At 37.9% G+C, this 21,924-nt stretch carries 21 protein-coding genes; 2 read left to right on the top strand and 19 right to left on the bottom strand.

Annotated elements, in window-relative coordinates:
• Positions 1-192: 192 nt before the first annotated feature.
• Both gyrA and INE92_RS06050 read left to right on the top strand, forming a co-directional pair.
• A complete protein-coding gene (gene gyrA / locus INE92_RS06055; RefSeq protein ID WP_212701984.1) occupies positions 193-2,769 on the top strand; it encodes a DNA gyrase subunit A in 2,577 nt (858 codons plus the stop codon).
• A gap of 32 nt (positions 2,770-2,801) precedes the next feature.
• On the top strand, positions 2,802-4,016 hold the full coding sequence (locus INE92_RS06050) for a tetratricopeptide repeat protein (RefSeq protein WP_008022355.1): 1,215 nt from the start codon (positions 2,802-2,804) through the stop codon (positions 4,014-4,016).
• A gap of 237 nt (positions 4,017-4,253) precedes the next feature.
• On the opposite strand, the gene INE92_RS06045 is transcribed toward INE92_RS06050, so the two are convergent.
• The 19 genes from INE92_RS06045 to tsaD form a co-directional block, all read right to left on the bottom strand.
• A complete protein-coding gene (locus tag INE92_RS06045; protein ID WP_087318607.1) occupies positions 4,254-5,375 on the bottom strand; it encodes a universal stress protein in 1,122 nt (373 codons plus the stop codon).
• Positions 5,376-5,452: 77 nt separating this feature from the next.
• Positions 5,453-5,743, bottom strand: a complete 291-nt coding sequence (locus INE92_RS06040; protein ID WP_004295969.1) for a hypothetical protein — start codon at positions 5,741-5,743, stop codon at positions 5,453-5,455.
• Positions 5,744-5,871: 128 nt separating this feature from the next.
• Complete coding sequence (locus INE92_RS06035; RefSeq protein WP_004314372.1) at positions 5,872-6,705, bottom strand: tetratricopeptide repeat protein; 834 nt, start codon at positions 6,703-6,705, stop codon at positions 5,872-5,874.
• A gap of 18 nt (positions 6,706-6,723) precedes the next feature.
• The gene (locus INE92_RS06030; RefSeq protein WP_015531112.1) at positions 6,724-8,544 is read right to left on the bottom strand and encodes a BatD family protein; all 1,821 of its coding nucleotides are present in this window, start codon (positions 8,542-8,544) and stop codon (positions 6,724-6,726) included.
• Positions 8,545-8,575: 31 nt separating this feature from the next.
• Entirely contained in the window at positions 8,576-9,298 is a 723-nt protein-coding gene (locus tag INE92_RS06025) for a tetratricopeptide repeat protein (protein ID WP_015531111.1), read from the bottom strand.
• Positions 9,299-9,306: 8 nt separating this feature from the next.
• Positions 9,307-10,335 carry a VWA domain-containing protein gene (locus tag INE92_RS06020; RefSeq protein ID WP_004314368.1) on the bottom strand — a complete coding sequence of 343 codons (1,029 nt, stop codon included), beginning with the start codon at positions 10,333-10,335 and terminating at the stop codon, positions 9,307-9,309.
• A 45-nt stretch (positions 10,336-10,380) separates the two neighbouring features.
• Complete coding sequence (locus INE92_RS06015) at positions 10,381-11,364, bottom strand: vWA domain-containing protein (RefSeq protein WP_004314367.1); 984 nt, start codon at positions 11,362-11,364, stop codon at positions 10,381-10,383.
• Positions 11,365-11,413: 49 nt separating this feature from the next.
• Entirely contained in the window at positions 11,414-12,502 is a 1,089-nt protein-coding gene (locus INE92_RS06010) for a hypothetical protein (RefSeq protein WP_015531109.1), read from the bottom strand.
• Positions 12,502-13,371 (bottom strand): DUF58 domain-containing protein, encoded by an 870-nt coding sequence (locus tag INE92_RS06005; RefSeq protein ID WP_004314365.1) that lies wholly within the window; start codon positions 13,369-13,371, stop codon positions 12,502-12,504. Before INE92_RS06005 ends, INE92_RS06010 begins: the two co-directional genes overlap by 1 nt.
• Positions 13,372-13,454: 83 nt before the next feature.
• Positions 13,455-14,450, bottom strand: coding sequence for an AAA family ATPase (locus INE92_RS06000; RefSeq protein WP_212701983.1), 996 nt, complete (start codon positions 14,448-14,450; stop codon positions 13,455-13,457).
• A gap of 240 nt (positions 14,451-14,690) precedes the next feature.
• A complete protein-coding gene (locus INE92_RS05995; protein WP_134993274.1) occupies positions 14,691-16,109 on the bottom strand; it encodes an HU family DNA-binding protein in 1,419 nt (472 codons plus the stop codon).
• Between the two features lie 13 nt (positions 16,110-16,122).
• Positions 16,123-16,395, bottom strand: coding sequence for an HU family DNA-binding protein (locus INE92_RS05990; protein ID WP_004314362.1), 273 nt, complete (start codon positions 16,393-16,395; stop codon positions 16,123-16,125).
• Complete coding sequence (gene rimO / locus INE92_RS05985) at positions 16,388-17,698, bottom strand: 30S ribosomal protein S12 methylthiotransferase RimO (RefSeq protein ID WP_015531108.1); 1,311 nt, start codon at positions 17,696-17,698, stop codon at positions 16,388-16,390. The genes INE92_RS05990 and rimO overlap by 8 nt, the downstream gene beginning before the upstream one ends.
• The gene (gene ftsY / locus INE92_RS05980; RefSeq protein ID WP_009041129.1) at positions 17,695-18,654 is read right to left on the bottom strand and encodes a signal recognition particle-docking protein FtsY; all 960 of its coding nucleotides are present in this window, start codon (positions 18,652-18,654) and stop codon (positions 17,695-17,697) included. The genes rimO and ftsY overlap by 4 nt, the downstream gene beginning before the upstream one ends.
• A 138-nt stretch (positions 18,655-18,792) precedes the next feature.
• Positions 18,793-18,951 (bottom strand): DUF4295 domain-containing protein, encoded by a 159-nt coding sequence (locus INE92_RS05975; RefSeq protein ID WP_004295982.1) that lies wholly within the window; start codon positions 18,949-18,951, stop codon positions 18,793-18,795.
• Between the two features lie 17 nt (positions 18,952-18,968).
• The gene (gene rpmG / locus INE92_RS05970; RefSeq protein ID WP_002560155.1) at positions 18,969-19,157 is read right to left on the bottom strand and encodes a 50S ribosomal protein L33; all 189 of its coding nucleotides are present in this window, start codon (positions 19,155-19,157) and stop codon (positions 18,969-18,971) included.
• A gap of 21 nt (positions 19,158-19,178) precedes the next feature.
• Positions 19,179-19,439: a 50S ribosomal protein L28 gene (gene rpmB, locus INE92_RS05965; RefSeq protein WP_004314359.1), complete on the bottom strand. Its 261-nt coding sequence runs from the start codon at positions 19,437-19,439 to the stop codon at positions 19,179-19,181.
• Between the two features lie 122 nt (positions 19,440-19,561).
• Positions 19,562-20,794, bottom strand: coding sequence for a competence/damage-inducible protein A (locus INE92_RS05960; RefSeq protein ID WP_134993273.1), 1,233 nt, complete (start codon positions 20,792-20,794; stop codon positions 19,562-19,564).
• Positions 20,795-20,833: 39 nt separating this feature from the next.
• On the bottom strand, positions 20,834-21,853 hold the full coding sequence (gene tsaD, locus INE92_RS05955; RefSeq protein WP_015531106.1) for a tRNA (adenosine(37)-N6)-threonylcarbamoyltransferase complex transferase subunit TsaD: 1,020 nt from the start codon (positions 21,851-21,853) through the stop codon (positions 20,834-20,836).
• Between the last annotated feature and the right edge of the window lie 71 nt (positions 21,854-21,924).

Below are 21,924 nucleotides of genomic sequence, written 5' to 3'. Positions count from 1 at the left end.
ACCAATGTTATCTATCTTTCCATATTATATTTATCGTTTTTATCTTTTTATTTTCGAATTTTAAAGTTTAATGAATTGTCGTCCCGGTCATGCTAAAACTTTCTTTCTAAAAACTTTCGTATATCGGGGAAAAGTAGTACTTTAGCGTGGTTTTTCACAAACCGTAGAATGTATAATTAATAATCATTTTAAATGCTTGAACAAGACAGAATTATAAAGATTAACATCGAGGAGGAAATGAAGTCATCGTACATTGACTACTCCATGTCGGTCATCGTTTCACGTGCCCTTCCGGATGTTAGAGATGGATTTAAGCCTGTTCACCGTAGAATTTTATACGGAATGATGGAATTGGGCAATACTTCAGACAAACCTTATAAGAAATCAGCCAGAATTGTGGGTGAGGTACTCGGTAAGTACCATCCTCATGGAGATTTTTCTGTTTATTTTGCAATGGTGCGTATGGCTCAGGAATGGGCAATGCGTTATCCTTTGGTAGATGGACAGGGGAACTTTGGTTCTGTAGACGGTGATAGCCCTGCTGCTATGCGTTATACAGAAGCTCGTCTTAATAAGTTGGGTGAAGCAATGATGGATGACCTGTATAAGGAAACCGTCGATTTTGAGCCTAACTTTGATAATACGCTGGTAGAACCTAAAGTTATGCCGACACGTATCCCGAATCTTCTGGTGAACGGAGCATCCGGTATCGCTGTAGGTATGGCTACCAATATGCCTCCTCATAATCTTTCGGAAGTAATTGAAGCATGTGAAGCATATATTGATAATCCGGAAATTACAGTAGAAGAACTGATGGAATTTGTCAAAGCACCAGATTTCCCTACTGGCGGGTTTATATATGGTGTGAGTGGTGTACGCGAGGCATATTTGACTGGACGGGGACGTGTAATTATGCGTGCGAAAGCCGAAATCGAAAGCGGACAGACACATGATAAGATCGTAATAACCGAGATTCCTTATAATGTAAATAAGGCCGAACTGATTAAGTATATAGCTGATCTTGTAAATGATAAGAAAATAGAAGGTATCTCAAATGCCAACGATGAGTCTGACCGTGACGGTATGCGTATTGTTATTGACATCAAACGTGATGCAAATGCAAGTGTAGTGTTGAACAAACTCTATAAAATGACAGCTTTGCAGACATCTTTTGGCGTAAACAATGTTGCTTTGGTTCATGGACGTCCAAAAACGTTGAATCTGAGAGATTTAATTAAATATTTCATCGAACATAGACACGAAGTTGTTATTCGTCGTACTCAGTTCGATCTTCGTAAAGCGAAAGAACGTGCGCACATTCTTGAAGGTTTGATTATCGCTTCGGATAATATTGATGAAGTAATTCGTATCATTCGTGCAGCAAAAACTCCTAATGACGCTATAGCAGGCTTGATTGAGCGATTCAACCTGACAGAAATTCAGGCTCGCGCAATTGTAGAAATGCGTTTGCGTCAATTGACAGGTCTGATGCAGGATCAGCTTCATGCGGAATACGAAGAAATAATGAAGCAGATAGCTTATTTGGAAAGTATTTTGGCTGATGATGAAGTATGCCGTCAGGTAATGAAAGATGAATTGTTGGAAGTTAAAACGAAATATGGAGATGAACGTCGTTCTGAAATCGTTTATTCTTCAGAAGAGTTCAATCCGGAAGACTTCTATGCAGATGATCAGATGATTATTACAATTTCTCATATGGGTTATATCAAACGTACTCCGTTGACTGAATTCCGTGCACAAAATCGTGGTGGTGTAGGTTCGAAAGGTACGGAGACCCGTGATGAAGACTTTGTAGAACATATCTATCCTGCTACCATGCACAATACGATGATGTTCTTTACACAAAAAGGCAAGTGCTATTGGCTGAAAGTATATGAAATACCTGAGGGAACGAAGAATTCTAAGGGACGTGCTATTCAGAATTTGTTGAATATTGACTCGGACGATAATGTAACTGCATACTTGCGTGTGAAGAGTTTGGAAGATTCTGAGTTTATTAATAGCCATTATGTATTGTTCTGTACTAAGAAAGGGGTAATAAAGAAGACATTACTAGAACAGTATTCTCGTCCTCGTCAGAATGGTGTAAATGCCATAACTATCCGTGAAGATGACAGTGTTATTGAAGTTCGTATGACGAATGGAAACAATGAAATCATCATTGCCAATCGTAATGGACGTGCAATTCGTTTCCATGAAGCAGCAGTTCGTGTAATGGGACGTACAGCAACAGGTGTACGCGGTATTACATTGGATAATGATGGCCAGGATGAAGTAGTAGGAATGATTTGTATCAAAGATTTGAAGACAGAATCTGTGATGGTAGTTTCCGAACAAGGATATGGCAAACGTTCTGAAATAGAAGACTATCGTAAGACGAACCGTGGTGGTAAGGGTGTGAAGACCATGAATATTACCGAAAAAACAGGTAAGTTGGTAACAATCAAGTCAGTAACTGATGAAAATGACTTGATGATTATCAATAAGTCTGGTATCACTATTCGTTTGAAAGTGGCTGATGTTCGTATTATGGGCCGTGCTACTCAAGGTGTCCGTCTGATAAATTTAGAAAAACGTAACGACCAGATTGGTTCGGTATGTAAGGTTATGACAGAAAGTCTTGAAGATGAAATTCCGGCAGAAGAAGCAGAAGGAACAATTGTGAGTGATCCGAATGCTGATGCTCCTGATATTGATGATGTAGCAGACGTAAATGAAAACGAAAGCAACAACGAAATCGAGGAATAGACATAATATTAATAATTAATCAAACAACAATCATGAAAAGAGTATTATTTTCGATGGTTTTATTGATGGCTGTTAGCTTCTCATTCGCACAGATGAAAAATGTGAAAGAAGCAAAGAGTATGGCTAATGACGTAAAACCTAATTTTAAGCAGGCTGAGCAGCTTATTAAAGAAGCTATGAAGAATCCTGAAACGAAGGATCTTGCTGACACATGGGACGTTGCTGGATTTATTCAGAGACGTATCAACGAAGAGCAAATGAAAAATGCTTTTTTGAAAAAACCGTATGATACATTGAAAGTGTATAATAGTATTCTGAAAATGTATGAGTACTATACTAAGTGTGATGAATTAGCGGAAATACCTAATGAAAAGGGAAAAGTTAAAAACAAATACCGGAAAGCAAATGCTTCAAGTATGTTGGCTGAACGTCCTAATTTGATTAATGGTGGTATTCAGTATTTTAACTTGGATAAGAATAAAGAAGCCTTGAAATTCTTTGCAACATATGTTGAATCAGCTTCGTATCCGATGCTAGCTGATAAAGAATTGGCTAAGAATGATACTCTTATCCCACAAATTGCATATTATGCTACATTGGCTGCTGATAGGGTAGGTGATAAAGATGCTATTATTAAATATGCCCCAATGGCTTTATCTGATAAGGACGGAGGTAAATTTGCAATGCAATTGATGGCTGATGCCTATAAAGCTAAAGGTGATACTGCTGCTTGGATTAAATCTTTGGAAGAGGGTATCCTAAAGTTCCCTGGAAATGATTATTTCTTTGCTAATTTGGTTGATTATTATAATAGCTCTAATCAAGCTTCAAAAGCTATGGAGTTTGCTGACAGAATGTTATCTAATGATCCGAACAATAAGTTGTATTTGTATGTAAAAGCATATCTTTATCATAATATGAAAGAGTATGATAATGCAATCGAATACTACAAGAAAGCTATTGCTGCTGATCCGGAATATGCAGAAGCATACTCTAATGTAGGCTTGGTATATTTGATGAAAGCACAGGATTATGCTGATAAAGCAACAACAGATATCAATGATCCTAAATATGCTGAAGCACAGGCTGTAGTTAAGAAATTCTACGAAGAAGCTAAACCATTCTATGAAAAAGCTAGAGCTTTGAAACCTGATCAACAAGATTTATGGTTACAAGGTCTTTATAGAGTTTACTATAACTTGAACATGGGACCTGAATTTGAAGAAATCGATAAACTGATGAAGTAATATCGTTTTCAGGAAAATTATAAGTCTGAAAAATATGGGAAGGTTGCTAGAAATAGTAACCTTCTTTTTTTCGTATAATTCATATTGAGGAGAGATAATCAAAAAATACATATGTATTTTTCTTCAATTGATAAAAATTAAAAAGGAGCAATATAATAACATTGCTCCTTTTTAATTAAACATAATATTGATTATTCCATAATCGTAAATGCCCGTTTTTTGCTTGATCTGATCAGCTCAGCTATTAATAATAAGTAATGGCGTATCAGAATGAAAAATCATTTTTCTAGCAATACTTGGATTAAATAACCGAGCAAATATATTCCTTTTGTAAGAAGTCAAAGTGATTATATCTATTTGATTATCTTTGATATACTGATCAAGCCCTTTTAGCAAATTATCGTTCATTACTACATCATAATGAATTTCAAGCCCTGGATATTGCTTGTGAAAATATTCTTTTATACCTGCTAGTTTTATTTCATTCCAGGTATCTTTGGAATCAGTAAGATGTATTAAAGATACAGAAAAATGGAATGATTTCCAAGTATTAAAGAATGCTTCGAAAGCAATTAAATCTCTTTGATCAAAATTGGTAATAAAGGCGATCCGTTTTACTTCACTAAACTGTTTAAATGGTGTGTTTTCGGGAATGGCCAGTACAGCTGTGCGGCTTCTATCAATAACTTCAGCAGTTACACTGCCAATCAAATCGATATCTTTCTGATTCTTTCCCCGAGTCCCCATGATGATAACCATAGGACGCTGTTCCTTAGCATATCTTAAGATTTCTTCTTCTGGAATACCTTCACGTAAGATACAGCTATATTTAATATTGGGAAAATCACCCGATGTGACTTTTTCTTTTATCTTTTCTGATAAGGCATTGAGGTCAGAATGAACTTTCTGAATAATCGTTTTTACGGATTCTTCATCTCCAATCTGGTAATTGAAAACATCTCCATATGGTAATGATGAAGCATATATAGGCGTAAAATAGACGTGCAACAAAATGACTTCAGCATTTTCTGTTTTTGCTAGGTTAAATGCAAATTCACACGCTTTCATCGAATAATTAGAGAAGTCAACGGGAATTAAAATCTTATTTGACTTATTTTCTGTTTTGGGCTCCTTCTCTCCCACTATACTTTCAGACAGCCATGTAGAACTTTCTGTTATTTTCAAAGCACGTGGCAGATCGCTTTCCTTTATGCGTAAACGCACCCCCGAAGAAACAACCGGTTGTATTTGATTTACGTTATGAATGTATGTTTCTATACCTTCATTTTCCAAGACATTCTTTAAGATCTGCGCTTTAGTGTATGTCAGAATGGCTAGGGTTACTAATTTGTCTTCCATAAATGTACATTTTATAAGGTGAAAACAAATAAGAAATCCCAATTGTTTGATTCAATTGGGATTCAGTTTGTTATATTTTAAACTTGCACAGATTCGGTAGCCTGTTCTTTTTGCATACTCATATTCAATTCATCTAGGATTTTTAAAGCCCGATCAAGAACGGTCGTATCATCCAACATTACAAGCCCACCATCCGGACCGGGCTCAAGATGTATTCCGACACTTTTTCCCTCCTTGAAATTGTGTCCTCCGAAGAAGTTTCGCACTGTATCTACGTGCAAACCAAGTTCGTCTGCTATTCTATGCATGCTACCGCTAGGCAATGAATCTTTAATTTTACGAAGTTCATTAAACGTTATTGTTCTCATGTCTCATAAATTTAATGGTTAATACTATGTGATTTTTTTATCACGCTATAAACTTAAGCAAAAAAAAAGATAAAACAAATTATTTGCTTATCTTTTTTTCTTGAATTTATAAAATCTATTAATGACCTTTATATTACTTCAATAGCGGAAGCTGGTACCCATCCTACTTTTCCATCTTCCAACCGAATTTCTTTCCATTCTTTCATAGAGTTGTCCTTGACGTTTACCTTTCTCCCTTCATGCAGAATAAACAAACTGGTACCACTCTCGCTTGGAGTACTTCGAACTGTTACACTTGGGTTCATTACTATAGCTTCATTTCGATTGACTAAATGTTCTTTTTGTTGTGAAGCAAAAAGATTAGAGCAAATGGTGACAATCAGAAAAACGATTCCTAATATGAAGCCTACTTTCTTTAACACAATCTGTTTAGAGAATATAAAAAAGTAAAGAGCTATAATCAATAGAATAAAGGATACAATACCCCATGTGGCCCATGCATCTACACTCATGCTATTTGTCAGAGATTTGATCCATGAAACAAAGAACACTTCAGGAACAGGCTCAACTTTGTCTATTGTCTTTGCGCGTGCCACTTCAAGATTAGCACGTATATCGCCGTTTCCTGGTTGCAATAACAAGGCACGCTCATAATTTAAAACAGCTTTCGCTATCTCTCCTATTTTATAATAACTATTTCCCAAATTGTAATAAACGTCAGCAGCTTCTCCATTTTTTAATAATGCTTCATATATTTGAATAGCTGCTGCATAATCTTCTTTTATATATGCGGAATCGCCTTCAGCTTTTGTGGCATCTTCCAGTGTGTTACTGGAAAATGTGGTATGTGAAGCGTGGATAGAATCAGCTCCATTGGTTTGTTTAGAATCAATGTTTAACGAATCTTGTGCAAAACAAGTAAGTGACATTGATAATAATATAAAAAATAATATCTTTTTCATGACACAATCTCTTCTGGGTTAATGTTTTATCGAATTCTCCATTTTGCTTATTACTTCTATTGAAGAAGAATAAACTTTATCCATGGCTTGATTTTCATCACCTGGAGCAAACCGGGCAAATTCACAGTCATTCAATGCATTCAGGAATTCTTTGATTAGTTCCTCATTTACTCCATGATTTCTTAGCTTCTCTTCAATATTATCTTTAGATAAACGAGATACCGGAATATTCAGTTTGTCACTTATATATCCCCACAGTGCCTTTAAAACTTCATCATAGAAAGCATCTTTCTTATTTCCGGAGAGTAATTTTCCAGCTAACTTCATACGTTTTGTTGCTACTTTATTGGCTTTCTTCGTACGCATTTTAGCTACGTTCGCATTTTCAGCAGCTTGCTTACGATAAATAATAAAGAAAATAATAAAGGCAAGAGCGGGAATGATATAGAATAGCCAATATGTCATTGAACCATAGAAGAAACTTCCTTTAGGCTGGAGAGTAACTTCGTTTTGTTTGATGTAACGGATGTCCTCACCTAATACTTTCAAATCCTCTTTATTAGTGAAGTTAGCAATTACTTGATCTGCATTACCCGCACCTTTCTCAACGTTTATTACATATTCTTCTGTTTTCAGCGTTTTATAAGATTTGGAGCGAATATCAAAATAACTGAAAGATACTCCTGGAATCTTATATGTTCCAGCATGCCGCGGAATTGCTAAATATTCGATAACCTTATTACCTGTAAGTCCTTCCCGGGTTAATCTGACTTGATTGTCTACTTTGGGATCGTATACTTCAAAATCATCTGGGAATTTAATTTCCGGATTAGAAATTAACTTCAGATTACCTGTACCGGATATTACTAATTTAATAGTAATAGCATCATTGGTTTTCAGTTCCTTGTTGTTGATAGATGAAGAAATATTGAACTCTCCCACTCCACCGGAGAAATCTGCCGGTTTACCTGCAGGAAGCGGATTTACATTTATTGCTATCTTAGGGGTGGAAATTGATTTTTTTATTTCAATGACATTACTTCCTCCATTGAAGAAAGCATCAAAAGGATCATCAGATTGTACAGGTTTACCAACTGTCATCTGGAATTGAGCAGGATCAATATATAGTTTTCCTGATTGTTGCGGGAAGAGAACGAACTGACGATAAACTGTCGTATAGTAATTACGTCCCTGATAATGTTCCGGAGTCCATCTCGCATTTGTAGTCATTTCGATTTCTTGAGAATGGAAGCCTTTAAAGTCGGGTAACTTTGCATTATTCAGTTGTAAATTGGATTCTCTGGTGTATATTTTATAGGTCAGGACAAATGCTTCCTGTTCGTACACATTCGTTTTACTGGCACTTGCTGTAATAAACAAGTCTTGGTTAGAGACCCCTGTACCAGATGAGGAATGTGTAGAAGAACTACTGCTACTATTGCTACCACCTTGATCTTGTGGCAATACTTTAATCCTTACTGAATTTGATACCATTTGATCGCCATCAGCAATAATTGAGGCACCGGGTATTGTGTATTCTCCGGCATTATTCGCCATTAATATATATGTGAATGTAATACTACTAGTAGACGTAACATTACCATTTACTATTTGAGTATTACTTTGTTGTGAACGGCTTGGCCCCATCAACACATCAAAACCTTTGATCGATGGTGCCCGGAAATCTTTCACTTTTTGTGTAGTAACAGTATACGACAGCCTGAACTGGTCGCCTACTACCACTGCGTCAGGAGCAGAAGCAGTAAAAGACACTTTATCAGCAAGCATCTGAGTGCTATATGCTATCAATGCCATCAATATAATAATCAGTTTTTTCATTGCTTATGAAATTTATATCATCAACTTTATATTACCAATCTTTTTCTAAGCGACCACCTTGCATAACTTTTTGTTGCTTTTTCACTTTGTCTTGCACATCTTTTTCATCCTGCATTACAGAATTCAGCAATTGTTCAGCATTCTCCTTTGACATCTGATTATCTTGTTTTTTTTCTGACTTCGGTGGTTGCTGCTGATCTTTCTTTTCATCTTGTTTCTGATCTTTCTGCTTGTCTTTATTCTGGTCTTGTTTTTGATCTTGCTTTTGTTGATCTTTATTCTGATCCTGATTTTGGTCTTGATTCTGCTGATTTTGTTGATCTTTCAACATTTTCTGTGCAAGAGCCAAATTGTACCGGGTTTCATGATCGGCAGGATTATTACGCAGTGACATTTTATAGGCGTCCACAGCCTTTGCATAATCTTTACCAGCTTGGAAAAGTACTCCCATATTGTGGTAGATATGAGCGAGCTTCATTTTATCCTTTTCAATTTTGCTGGCCGATACGTATTGTTCCATGGCATCCTGAAACTTTTGCTGTTGCGAAAGAGTATTTCCCAAATTGTACATAGATACTGTAGACTTGGGATTTGCTTCCAGAGCTTTCCGGTAGTTTACCTCTGCGTCAACAAATACACTATCATTAAACAGGCGGTTTCCCTTACGGATATAGTCGCGTTCTGCTTTCTGAGCCGAGACACCGGCTGTCGCTAACAGAAATACAGCGAATAGAATATATTTACTTTTTAACATACGTATAACTATTTCTTATTAGAAAACAGGTGAATGTTCTTAAATAAAGGATTCTTGCGGTCCAAAATTAAGATTTCTGCCAATAACAATAGTAGAATAACCCATGCAATAGCTTGGAATTGTTCGTTAAACTCTGTATATACTTTTGACTCTACATCAGACTTCGCCATTTTGTTCACTTCTTGATTAATAGCTCTTTGGGCTGAATTAGAGTTGTCTACTCGTACATATATACCTTTTCCTTCCTTAGCAATTTCTTGGCACATAGCTTCATTCAAACGGGTAACAATCACATTACCTTCCCGGTCGCGGCGATAATCATTCGTACCTTCTACCGGAATGGGGGCACCATCAGGCATACCTACTCCCAATACACTTACTTGAATACCTTTTTCTGCAGCGGCTTTGGCGGCTTCCACTGCACCACCCTCATGATTTTCACCGTCAGTAATAACAATAATAGCACGTCCTACCCCTTCTTGCGGAGTGAAACTACGAGCTGCTAAATTGATTGCTTCCCCGATAGCTGTACCCTGTTTAGAAATCAACGAAGGATTGATGGACTCTAAAAACATCTTAGCGGAAATATAGTCACTTGTAATTGGTAGCTGAGTAAAAGCGTCACCTGCAAATACAATCATACCTACCTTATCATTGTCAAGTTCATCCACTAATCTGGAAATTAGTCTTTTTGCTTTTTCCAGACGGCTAGGCTGTACATCTTGAGCTAACATAGAGTTTGAAATATCCAAAGCTATAATTACCTCTACTCCTTTGCGCTTAACCGTTTCCAGCTTAGAACCGAATTGGGGGCGTGCTAATAATACGGAGAACAAGCCAATAGCAACAAAAATAATCCAGAATTTTACATCCGGACGATATTTGGATACATCAGGCATTAATTGAGCCAATAAAGTCGGGTCTCCGAAGCGTCGGATATTCTTTCTTCTCTTGTAGTTGGAATACAAGTAGAAAGCTGCTAAAAAAGGTAATAGCAGCAATAAGTATAAATATGTAGGTTCTCCAAATCGAAACATCTTCTTACTATTTTATGATTGACAAATAACGATTGACAAACATTCTTATGGAATTTTTTTGAGTACCGAATTGCGTAATAGTACTTCCAACAAGACACAGAGGAAGGCAGCTAGGGCAAACCAGTGATACTCTTCGTCTCGTTTACTGTACTCTTTTACGTTCAGTTTCGTCTTTTCCAGTTTATCAATTTCTTCATATACTTCTTTAAGCTTCGAGTTGCTCGTAGCCCGGAAATAGTTACCATCTGTCGTTCCGGCAATCTCTGTCAATGTCTTTTCATCAATTTCCACCGGCATACTTACATATTGTACAGTATTCCCCACCGGATAAGGATAAGGAGCCATTCCATTAGTACCTACCCCGATAGTATATACACGAATACCAAAACTTTTAGCTATTTCTGCCGCTGTCATTGGAGAAATATCTCCCTTATTATTAGTACCATCCGTCAATAAGATAATAACTTTAGATTTCGCTTTGCTATCTTTTAAGCGAGTCACAGCATTAGCAATACCCATACCAACCGCAGTACCGTCAGTGATAAGGCCGCATTTAATATTATGTATCATATCCAACAATACGGCATGATCTACAGTCAATGGACATTGAGTGAAAGTTTCTCCTGCAAATAATGTAATACCGATATTATCATTGGGGCGTCCGTTGATAAATTCAGCAGCTACATCTTTGGCAGCTTCAAGTCTATTTGGCTTTAAGTCTTCAGCCAGCATACTGGTAGAAACGTCGATAGCCAGCATAATATCAATTCCTTCTATTTCACTGTTCTGCCACTTGTTAGTAGTTTGCGGGCGTGCAAGAACCAAGATAACTAACACCAAAGCAATGCAGCGCAGTAGAAATGGAACATGCAACAAATAGTTCTTATAACTTTTAGGTGTATGTGCATATACCCGAGCATCTGAAATTTGAAGGGTTGCTTCACTTTTCTTTTGTTTCAGGATATACCATACAATATATGGTATAAGCAATAATAGCAAAAACAGATATTCAATATTGGCAAAAACCATTTTATTTATGATTTAACAGTTTACTATTTAGTATTAAGTTATACACTCTTTATACGAAAAGATTGTATAACTGCAGACCTATATATATAAAGGTACCAATTAGTGCTGCTGATAACAGTGCAATTCCGCAAATCAGCATAGCTTTAACACGTAAAGAACGTTTCTCAATGATAGTGATTTCCGTTGGTTGCGGTTTCTGGTTTTCCTCTTCCGGTTGTTTTGTCTCATTGATAAAATCGATGGCATTAATTAAATTAGCATCGTTTTCATTCATCTGAGGATCATGTTTGGCAAACTTCACTAAATCAGCGGTCTGGAACAAAAGCTTCAAGTCTGATATAGCCTCTTTATCATTCAACTCCAATAGCTGGTCAATTATTTCAGAAGAAGTCATTTCTAATGCGTTAAATCCGAAACGGTCCTTAATATAGGTGCGAAGTGCATCCGTTAGTTCGGTATAATACTCCTTCGATTGTCCTTTTTGCCATATCTTCTCTGTTTTGATACGTTCTATCTCTTTCATTGCAGCCTGATGTGGCGGCAATTTAGGTTCAACTTTTATTTTACGGATAATAGGTTTATTATCACGTATACGAATAATGAGATAGATCAGTAAACCAAGCAAAGGTAAAGCTAGGAATGAACAAGCAATTAATCCATACCAGTCTTCCCACGCAAAAGGAGCTTTCATCACAGGTTTCTGTCCAAAGAACTGGTCCGGATGTAATGTATCAACCGGCATCGAATATACTTTCAATGCCAGAGCTTTGGATTTATATACTTTATCATCTACGGTAACCGGCATTGGTGGTAGATAATATAGAGCAGAGTCAAAAGAAGTGATAATGTATTCTTGAGTAATCAACATTCGTTGGCGATCATTCAGGAATTGAGTATCCGGTTTGACAGTTTCTATAATTTCCACACCTCTTACCAATGTATCGGTGTAAGCAGGAAAAATAGCACGCTGTTTAGCATCCATGGCTACTTGCAATTGCACTTTCGCCTGTTCGCCAATCAGTATCTGCAATGAATCAATTTTTGCTTCTACCGTGACAGACTGTGCTGCTGCTTTGCCTACAGACAATAGAGCTAATAATGCTATCAGAATAATATTTCTATTCATCTTTGATTCCATTAATTTCGTTTGGCAAATAAATTCAACAATGCCTTTACGTAATCCTGGTCGGTTCTGACAGATACAGCATCCACGTTACTTTTAGTGAAAGTATCGTTAAGTTCAGTCTGCTTTTGTATCCACCAGTCACGATGTGCCCGGCGTACAGCTTTGGAAGAGGTGTCGATCCATTGTTCATGTCCAGTTTCCGCATCTTTGATTCGCATCAGTCCTACTGGGGGAAGATCACTAACCCTCCTGTCGTACACTTGTAATGCTACTACATCATGTTTTCTGTTAGCAATGGTCAGTGCATTCTTAAAGCTGTCCTGATCAATAAAGTCTGATAAGATAAATGCGGTGCAACGTCTTTTCATCACGTTTGTCAAATATTCTAAGGCAAGACGAATATTTGTACGACGGCTTTCCGGCTGAAAATCAATCAATTCGCGGATAATATATAAGATATGTTTACGTCCTTTCTTGGGAGGAATAAACTTTTCTATCCGGTCTGAAAAGAAAATCACACCAATTTTATCATTGTTCTGAATAGCAGAGAAAGCAAGCGTGGCAGCGATTTCCGTCACCATATCTTTCTTCAACTGCTTGATCGTACCAAATTCCAAACTTCCGGAAACATCGACCATTAACATAACTGTCAGTTCACGTTCTTCTTCAAACACTTTCACATAAGGTTTATTGAAGCGCGCAGTCACATTCCAGTCTATGTCACGTATATCATCGCCGAACTGATACTCACGGACTTCCGAAAATGACATACCCCTACCCTTGAAAGCCGAATGATATTGGCCTGCAAAGATATTGTTAGACAATCCTCGTGTCTTTATTTCAATTTGGCGAACTTTTTTTAGTATTTCACTTGTTTCCATTTATACAGTAGTTAAGTAGTAAGTAGTTAAGTAGTCATGTATAGATATTAATGACTACTTATTGACTGTATTATAACTACAAATTAGGGCACTTCAACCTTATTCAGAATCTTACTGATGATTTCGTCCGAAGTCATATTATTAGCTTCAGCTTCGTATGTCAATCCAATACGATGACGGAGAACATCATGTGCTACAGCACGTACATCTTCCGGAATTACGTAACCGCGACGTTTGATAAATGCATACGTACGAGCAGCCAAAGCCAGATTGATAGACGCACGAGGTGAACCTCCGAATCCGATCATATCTTTCAGTTCCTTGAGGTCATATTTTTCAGGGAAACGAGTTGCAAATACAATATCTACAATATAACGTTCAATCTTCTCATCCAGGTACACTTGACGAACAACCTTACGTGCTTCAATAATTTCATCCGCTTTGAGAATAGGCTTCACATTGAACTTCTCACCATTGATATTTTGGCGAATAATCAGTTTTTCTTCTTCCAGCTTTGGATAATCAATGACAACTTTCAACATGAAACGGTCAACTTGTGCTTCAGGAAGCGGGTAAGTACCTTCTTGTTCGATAGGGTTCTGAGTAGCCAGTACAAGGAAAGGTTCCGGTAATATGAATGTTTCTTTACCAATAGTAACCTGACGTTCCTGCATTGCTTCCAGCAAAGCACTCTGTACTTTAGCAGGAGCACGGTTGATTTCATCAGCTAATACAAAGTTTGCGAAAATTGGTCCTCGCTGCACTTTAAAAGATTCATCTTTCTGACTGTAAACCATTGTACCAATAACGTCGGCAGGCAATAAGTCCGGCGTAAACTGGATACGGCTATACTTCGCATCAATCAGAGAAGCGAATGTTTTAATAGCCAAAGTTTTCGCCAAACCAGGCACACCTTCCAAAAGAACGTGACCATCGGAAAGTAATCCGATAAGCAGTGATTCAACCAAATGTTTCTGACCAACAATGATTTGGTCCATCCCTGTCGTAAGATTGGTAACGAAAGCACTTTGTCTTTCAATCCGCTCATTTAGCTCGCGGATATCAATTGATTCAGCCATAAATACTTAATATTTTATTATTTAAATCCCTTTTATTTTATGTAAGCCTTTCCTGTGTGTTGTAAGGCTTCTTATTTTGCCTCCAAAAGTACGCCATATAATTAACGATTGCAACTAATTTTTATTAAAAAACAATGCGAAATCTTTAGATTAAGGTACTTTCATACGCTTTTGTACATCCATAACATTTCACCCGATCAATACAGGATTTGTATGATCGGGTGAATGGATTATTGCTATTTATTCTTTTGTAAGTTCCGGTATTTCAATTGTTGTGCCATATGGTACGTTATTGGGGTTCTTAATAACCTTCGGATTGTGCTTCACAATGTATGGCCACATTGCTTTTGTACCATAAAAACGCAAGGAAACCCTAGTTAAAGTTTCTCCTTCTTTGATTGTATATTTTGTTTTGGTTCCTGTAATTTTATAAGATGCTGAATCCAAATAAGCAGATGTAGCGGGTTGCTGTGGAGCTGTCTGGGGTTCTGCTTTGGCAGGAGCAGTTTCTTCTTTTTGAGCAACAGGTGGTGTGGGCGTAACAACTTTAGGTACATCAGGAGTTATTTCCTTTATGGTATCCTTCTGTTCAATTGTATCGGAAAGTTGTGTTTCCGGTTGAACGGGTTGAGTTGTCACAGGTGGCATATCCAGCGCATTCTTGTCAGATGAAGAAGAAAATAAATCCGGGTAATAAATAAACAGGATAACCCCTCCACATAATAACAAAACGATTACAATAACAGCTATTAAATAAGGTACAGGAGATTTTTCCTTCACTGGAGCTGTTTTTTTAGAAGCCGGTTGGGATACATGTTCTGATTTGACCGGTTTTATCGTTTCTTTTTTAGCAGGAGGTATTATAGGAGCCACAGGTTGCAGATTTGCTTTCATAAGCTCTTGTTCTATAATTTTCTCGGCAGTGATCTCCTCTTTTTCTTCTATTATAGGTGCTGCTGGTTGTTGTTCTACCATTGCGACTTCCTCTTCCGGGACTTCTTCATCTTCCAGCTGTTCGACTTTCTCTTCAATATTAGTTTCTGTGCTGGTCCTTTTAGGTTCTACATGAGAGGATGGCTCAATAGATTCTTCTACTGTAGATACATTTTCAACGATAACAGGTTCTTCAATGGAGTCTTCCACAGATGGTTGAGCAGTTATTTGCTCTTCCTGAATCAACTCTTTTTCTGAAAGCTCATCATCAGTGCTTTCATATTCCTCCGTTACAAGGGGGGGCGTATTCTCACCAATCTCATTCAATACAGTTTGTGCTGATACTTCCTCACCTGCTTCTTCTTCCTCTGTATCTTCTATCGGAGTATCTTCCAAAATTGTATTTTCATTCAATACAACAGTCTCAAAGTGTGCGAAAGGCTTATTTATTGTATCTCTTAGATTGGCATCCGGAGAAAATGAGACTTTTGTATGTCCCTTTATCTGGAAACGTTCTCCTGTGTTGACATTGACACTTTCCCGGCTATCTACATCAATAAGTTTGAAAGTTCCCAATCCTTTGATTTTTACAGTCTTTTCGTTCTCCAAAGCTTGTTCTATCAAGAGAAAAAACTCTTTAACAAACGCTTCGGCGTCTTTCTTGGTCATGCTATGTTTGGCTGCCAATAAGTCAGTAAGGTCTTGAATTGTTAGTCTTTCATTCATAACGGGAAATTATTTATTTAAACTTATCTTTCAATGTATTGCTAGGTCTATAAGATAGTACTAATTTGGGTGGAACCAACATGCGTTGTTTACTTGCCGGGTTGATTGAAATTCGTTCCGCTTTCTTTTTAACTTCAAAAGAGCCGAATCCTTGAACTGCAATCACATTACCTTCTTCCAATTCTTGTGTCATGCTGGACAACAAAGAACCTATCAATTCGGAAGTATCCTTGATTGTGTATCCCAATCTTTCCGCTAGTTCGGATGTAAATTCCTTATTATTCATAGTCATTTATAATCTTTGCATATAAATCAAAATCGTCTGCATTCGTCACTTCCACCTGATAAAACTGTCCGATCTTAAGTTCTCTCTCTGAACGCTTAACCAGCACTTCCGGATCTACTTCCGGTGAATCAAATTCTGTTCGTCCAATATAATAATCTCCTTCCAAACGGTCGATGATAATTTTCATCTGTTTACCGATTTTTTCCGCACTTAATTCTGCCGAGATACCTTGCTGGATGTCCATCAATTCATCAAGTCTGGCTTGTTTAACCTCTTGTGGAATAGAATCTTCGTATGCTTCTGCAGCATAAGTTCCCTCTTCTTCGGAATATGCGAAAGCTCCCATCCGATCGAAACGTACTTTGCGCACAAACTCTTTAAGCTCTTCGAAGTCTTCCTCGGTTTCTCCGGGATGCCCTACCATTAAAGTTGTTCGCAGGTGAATGCCTGGCACTTCTTTACGAAATTGTTCAATCAGTCGGTAAGTATCCTCTTTGCTCACTTGCCGACGCATTAATTGCAACATATTGTCGCTGATATGCTGAAGAGCAATATCCATATATTTACATACATTATCGCGTTCACGCATAACCCGGAATAAATCCGTTGGGAAATGTGCCGGATAGGCATAATGCAACCGAATCCATTCCACGCCAGGGATATCGGAAATACGTTCAATCAGTTCCGGAAGCATTTGCTTCTTATACCGATCGATCCCATAATAAGTCAATTCCTGTGCGATCACCTGAAATTCTTTCACGCCTTGCGATACCAGGTATCGTACTTCGTCCAAAATTTCCTCCATCGGTTTGGAGATATGGCGTCCTGTAATAATGGGAATGGCACAATAAGAACATTTGCGATCACACCCTTCTGAAATTTTCAGGTAAGCATAGTGCTGGGGAGTTGTCAATGTCCGTTCGATATATAACTCATCATGATAGACCTTTCCTAAATCTTGTAAAAGCTCCTTCCAATTGAACTTGCCATAAAATTTATCTACTTGCGGTATCTCAACAGCCAATTCCTTCAGATAACGTTCGGAAAGACAACCCATCACGAAAAGTTTCTTTAAATCCCCTTCTTCCTTTCTTTCAGCAAACTCCAGAATCATATTTATGGACTCCTCTTTGGCATCACCAATAAAGCCACACGTATTGATTACTGCAATTTCTCCTTGTGGATTTTCAGTATCATGGGTTACGCTATATCCGACTTCTTCCAGTTGGCGCATTAACTGTTCGGAGTCAACCAAGTTTTTAGAGCATCCTAAAGTGATAATATCTATTCTCTTTCTTTTCATGCGTTCTCTCCAAACAAGGAATCAACGAATTCATTTTTACGGAATACTTGCAGGTCTTCCATACCTTCACCTAATCCGATATATTTAACAGGAATCTTGAATTGATCGGAAATACCAATCACAACACCACCTTTAGCGGTTCCGTCAAGTTTAGTGATAGCCATAGCAGTTACTTCGGTTGCCAGAGTGAATTGTTTGGCTTGTTCGAATGCATTTTGTCCGGTGGAACCGTCCAATACCAATAAAACTTCATCCGGTGCATCGGGCACAACCTTCTTCATCACATTCTTGATTTTGGTCAGCTCGTTCATCAAGCCCACCTTATTATGCAGGCGACCGGCTGTATCGATTATAACCACATCTGCGTTGTTGGCAACGGCAGAACTAAGAGTGTCATAAGCCACAGATGCAGGATCCGCTCCCATTTTCTGTTTAACAACAGGAACCCCTACCCGTTCTCCCCAAATCATTAACTGTTCTACGGCTGCAGCGCGGAAAGTATCGGCTGCTCCCAAATAAACCGATTTGCCTGCTTTTTTGAATTGATAAGCCAGCTTGCCGATAGTTGTAGTCTTCCCTACTCCATTCACTCCCACAACCATAATTACATAAGGTTTCCTTGTGATGGGTACGTCAAAATCAGCTACATCATCCGAGTTGTTTTCGGTAAGCAAAGCTGCTATTTCGTCACGTAATATAAGATTCAGTTCTTGAGTATTCACATACTTATCAGCCGCAGCGCGTTTCTCGATGCGTTTGATAATATTTAAAGTTGTTTCTACACCTACGTCAGATGTGATCAGTACTTCTTCCAGATTATCTAATACTTCATCGTCTACTTTTGACTTACCAGCCACAGCACGAGCAATTTTACTGAATACGCTCTCTTTGGTTTTAGATAATCCTTTATCTAAAGTTTCCTTCTTCTCCTTTGAAAAAAAACTAAAAAATCCCATATTGACACTTGTTTGTATAATACATTTGCTACAAAGATATAACAAAGGATTGGAAAAGTAAAAAAAGAAGCAATAAAAAATCCCCTCATTGTTTACCAATGAGAGGATTTTGCAGTTATAGCGTATATGCTATTTCGATTATTTTTTGAAAAAGTCTTGTACTTTTTCGTTCGGAACCATTTGTTCATCAAAAACGTATGCTCCAGTTTTCGGAGATTTTACCATTTTGATAACCTTGGTATAAGCACGACCTTCTTTTGAACCTTCGTGCAAACTTGCTACTGTTTTCTTTGCCATGGGTTATACTACTTTTATTATTTAATTTCCTTGTGTACTGTTACTCTCTTCAGAATTGGGTTGTATTTTTTCAACTCAAGTCTTTCTGTAGTATTCTTTCTGTTCTTAGTTGTGATATAACGAGATGTTCCCGGCATTCCACTGTCTTTGTGTTCTGTACATTCCAGAATCACTTGTACTCTGTTACCTTTTGCTTTCTTTGCCATTGTAAGTTTTCTCCTCTACGTTTAGCCGATTACTTTAATGCTTTTCCAATCACAATAACCTTTAGCCACTGCTTCAGTCAGCGCAGCATCCAGTCCTTTTTTGTTGATAATACGCAACCCGTTAGCGCAAAGGCTAAGGCTGATCCAACAATCCTGTTCTACATAATAGAACTTTTTGTTAAACAAGTTCAAATCAAAGGTTCTTTTAGTTCTTCTCTTTGAGTGTGAAACATTGTTGCCAATCATGGCTTTCTTTCCGGTAATTTGACAAATCTTCGACATTTCTATCTTATTTTTATAGTTTTATATCTATACTTATTTCAAACAGGACGCAAAGTAAGCACTTTTATCCGTATAAAACAAGAATTTCTTAAAATAATTCACTTTCAGGCGCCTATTTTTCTTTATTTGAGTAAATCACGGAGCATTAATAGGGCATTATTGCCAGCTCTTTCAATGTTCATGCTTCTTCCGCGGTTTGTTTCTTGCTTGTAAGTATGAATTTCGTTTTTATAACCAGCAGCTATCCAAACAGTTCCCACCGGCTTTTCCGGAGTACCACCTCCAGGGCCTGCTATCCCTGAAGTAGCAACAGCGCAATCTGTTTTTAATGCTTTCATCGCACCTTTTACCATTTCAATCACAGTTTCCTCACTGACAGCTCCATATTGTTCCAAAGTTTCGGAGGAAACGTGCAAAAGCCCCATTTTCACTTCATTAGAGTAGGCCACTACACTTCCATTAAAATATTCAGAACTGCCGGCGATGGAAGTCAACCGTGCGGCAATACTGCCCCCGGTACAACTTTCTGCGGTGGAAACGGTCAATTTCTTCTTTTTTAAAAGCTCACCGACTATAACCTCCAATGGTGTATCTTCTTCACTGAAAATATCTTCACCAAGTATTTCCTCTAATTTTAACTTTTCACGTTCAAGAAGAACTTTTACTTCTTCTCTGTTTTGTCCTCGTCCGGTCAGTCTAAGACGAATAATGCCAAGTTTGGGTAGATATGCCAATTTAATGCATTCCGGTAAAGTGTTCTCCCACGATTCTAACTTTTCGGCTAATACAGATTCCGGATAGTGCTGTACGAGAAATGTTTGATGCATAATAACATCCGTTTGAAACCTATCGTGCAGCTTAGGTAACACGCTTTCTGTCATCACAGCAATCATCTCTTGTGGAACGCCCGGCATGGAAACAAGTACCTTGCCATCCCTCTCGAACCAACTGACAGAAGCACTTCCCACAGGGTTATTTATTACCATACAATCTTTCGGGACCATTGCCTGGCTTTTATTGAGTGCATTCATTGGTATTTTTCCTGCCAGTACCCGCTTTACGTTTTCGAATACTTCTTCGTTGAAAACCAGTTCCGTATGGAAGTATTTGCATAAAGTCTGTTTGGTAATATCGTCTTTGGTAGGTCCGAGGCCTCCGGTTACTAAAACAATATTCACCCTTTCCATCGCATTATCAATCGCTTCCATGATTTCTTCTTCCCGGTCACGGATTGAAACAATACGAAGAACCTCAATACCTATTTTATTTAATTCCTGTCCCATCCAGGCAGAATTAGTATCGACAACCTGTCCTATCAGCAGTTCATCGCCAATGGTTATTATTTCGGCAAACATACTTCTTAGTTTTATCCTATTATATATAAGGTATACTTATCATAATGTCACACGCGAATAAGCCGGAAGATCAATAGAACAAAAATCCTTATCCAGGTATTTGAAATATCCGGTAATGGCAATCATGGCTGCATTATCGGTAGTATAACTGAATTTAGGGATGAAAATATTCCAACCATATTTCTCGGCGTGTTCTCGGAAAGCATTGCGTAATCCGTTATTTGCGGAAACTCCTCCGGCTACTGCTATTTCATTAATTTTATATTCTTTGGCAGCTTTCCGTAATTTATCCATCAGAATGTCCACTACAGTAGCTTCCAATGATGCTGCAAGATCCACTTTATGGTGCTCTATAAAATCCGGATCATCTTTTAGCCAGTCGCGTAATGAATATAAAAAGGAAGTTTTCAATCCGCTGAAACTGTAATCTAAACCGGGAATATGCGGTTTGCTAAATGTAAAAGCTTTCGGATTTCCCTGGCGTGCTAATTTGTCAATGATTGGTCCACCCGGATAGCCAAGTCCCATCACTTTAGAACATTTATCAATTGCTTCACCTGCCGCATCGTCAATAGTCTGTCCGAGGATCTCCATATCATTATAGGCTTTTACCAGTATGATTTGTGAATTTCCTCCGGATACCAGCAAGCAAAGAAATGGGAAAGCAGGCTGTCTTTCTTCCTCTCCTTCTGCTTTAATAAAATGAGCTAAAACATGTCCGGTCAAGTGATTAACGTCAATCATTGGAATGTTTAAGGAACGAGCAAATCCTTTTGCAAAGGAGACTCCGACAAGCAAAGACCCCATCAATCCTGGACCACGAGTGAAAGCTACTGCGCTCAACTCTTCTTTGGTGACATCGGCACGTTTTAATGCTTCATGTACTACCGGTACGATGTTTTGTTGGTGTGCCCGTGAAGCCAACTCGGGTACTACTCCACCGTATGCTTCATGTACGGCTTGACTTGATACCACATTTGACAGCAAATAACCATCCTTGATTACGGCTGCCGACGTATCGTCACAGGAGGATTCAATTCCTAAAATTATTGCACTCATAAGTATTTAAACTATTAAACGGTGCAAAAGTAATCATAAAACTACGATTCGTAACGAACTATTTTATATTT

Origin of the sequence: Bacteroides xylanisolvens (assembly GCF_018289135.1) — a bacterium.
Classification (GTDB): Bacteria; Bacteroidota; Bacteroidia; order Bacteroidales; family Bacteroidaceae; genus Bacteroides; species Bacteroides xylanisolvens.
Note: the sequence above shows the minus strand (reverse complement) of the source record. Positions and strands in the feature narration are given on the sequence as shown.

What these genes read in the sequence shown, in the direction of transcription:
- INE92_RS06045 (WP_087318607.1), bottom strand. Translation starts at nt 5,375, where the DNA reads ATGGAAGACAAATTAGTAACCCTAGCCATTCTGACATACACTAAAGCG.
- INE92_RS05990 (WP_004314362.1), bottom strand. Translation starts at nt 16,395, where the DNA reads ATGAATAATAAGGAATTTACATCCGAACTAGCGGAAAGATTGGGATAC.
- INE92_RS05975 (WP_004295982.1), bottom strand. Translation starts at nt 18,951, where the DNA reads ATGGCAAAGAAAACAGTAGCAAGTTTGCACGAAGGTTCAAAAGAAGGT.
- rimO (WP_015531108.1), bottom strand. Translation starts at nt 17,698, where the DNA reads ATGAAAAGAAAGAGAATAGATATTATCACTTTAGGATGCTCTAAAAAC.
- INE92_RS06005 (WP_004314365.1), bottom strand. Translation starts at nt 13,371, where the DNA reads ATGGAAACAAGTGAAATACTAAAAAAAGTTCGCCAAATTGAAATAAAG.
- INE92_RS06015 (WP_004314367.1), bottom strand. Translation starts at nt 11,364, where the DNA reads ATGGTTTTTGCCAATATTGAATATCTGTTTTTGCTATTATTGCTTATA.
- INE92_RS05995 (WP_134993274.1), bottom strand. Translation starts at nt 16,109, where the DNA reads ATGAATGAAAGACTAACAATTCAAGACCTTACTGACTTATTGGCAGCC.
- gyrA (WP_212701984.1), top strand. Translation starts at nt 193, where the DNA reads ATGCTTGAACAAGACAGAATTATAAAGATTAACATCGAGGAGGAAATG.
- INE92_RS06020 (WP_004314368.1), bottom strand. Translation starts at nt 10,335, where the DNA reads ATGTTTCGATTTGGAGAACCTACATATTTATACTTATTGCTGCTATTA.
- rpmB (WP_004314359.1), bottom strand. Translation starts at nt 19,439, where the DNA reads ATGTCGAAGATTTGTCAAATTACCGGAAAGAAAGCCATGATTGGCAAC.
- tsaD (WP_015531106.1), bottom strand. Translation starts at nt 21,853, where the DNA reads ATGAGTGCAATAATTTTAGGAATTGAATCCTCCTGTGACGATACGTCG.
- INE92_RS06050 (WP_008022355.1), top strand. Translation starts at nt 2,802, where the DNA reads ATGAAAAGAGTATTATTTTCGATGGTTTTATTGATGGCTGTTAGCTTC.
- INE92_RS06025 (WP_015531111.1), bottom strand. Translation starts at nt 9,298, where the DNA reads ATGTTAAAAAGTAAATATATTCTATTCGCTGTATTTCTGTTAGCGACA.
- rpmG (WP_002560155.1), bottom strand. Translation starts at nt 19,157, where the DNA reads ATGGCAAAGAAAGCAAAAGGTAACAGAGTACAAGTGATTCTGGAATGT.
- INE92_RS05960 (WP_134993273.1), bottom strand. Translation starts at nt 20,794, where the DNA reads ATGTTTGCCGAAATAATAACCATTGGCGATGAACTGCTGATAGGACAG.
- INE92_RS06010 (WP_015531109.1), bottom strand. Translation starts at nt 12,502, where the DNA reads ATGGAATCAAAGATGAATAGAAATATTATTCTGATAGCATTATTAGCT.
- INE92_RS06000 (WP_212701983.1), bottom strand. Translation starts at nt 14,450, where the DNA reads ATGGCTGAATCAATTGATATCCGCGAGCTAAATGAGCGGATTGAAAGA.
- INE92_RS06035 (WP_004314372.1), bottom strand. Translation starts at nt 6,705, where the DNA reads ATGAAAAAGATATTATTTTTTATATTATTATCAATGTCACTTACTTGT.
- INE92_RS06030 (WP_015531112.1), bottom strand. Translation starts at nt 8,544, where the DNA reads ATGAAAAAACTGATTATTATATTGATGGCATTGATAGCATATAGCACT.
- INE92_RS06040 (WP_004295969.1), bottom strand. Translation starts at nt 5,743, where the DNA reads ATGAGAACAATAACGTTTAATGAACTTCGTAAAATTAAAGATTCATTG.
- ftsY (WP_009041129.1), bottom strand. Translation starts at nt 18,654, where the DNA reads ATGGGATTTTTTAGTTTTTTTTCAAAGGAGAAGAAGGAAACTTTAGAT.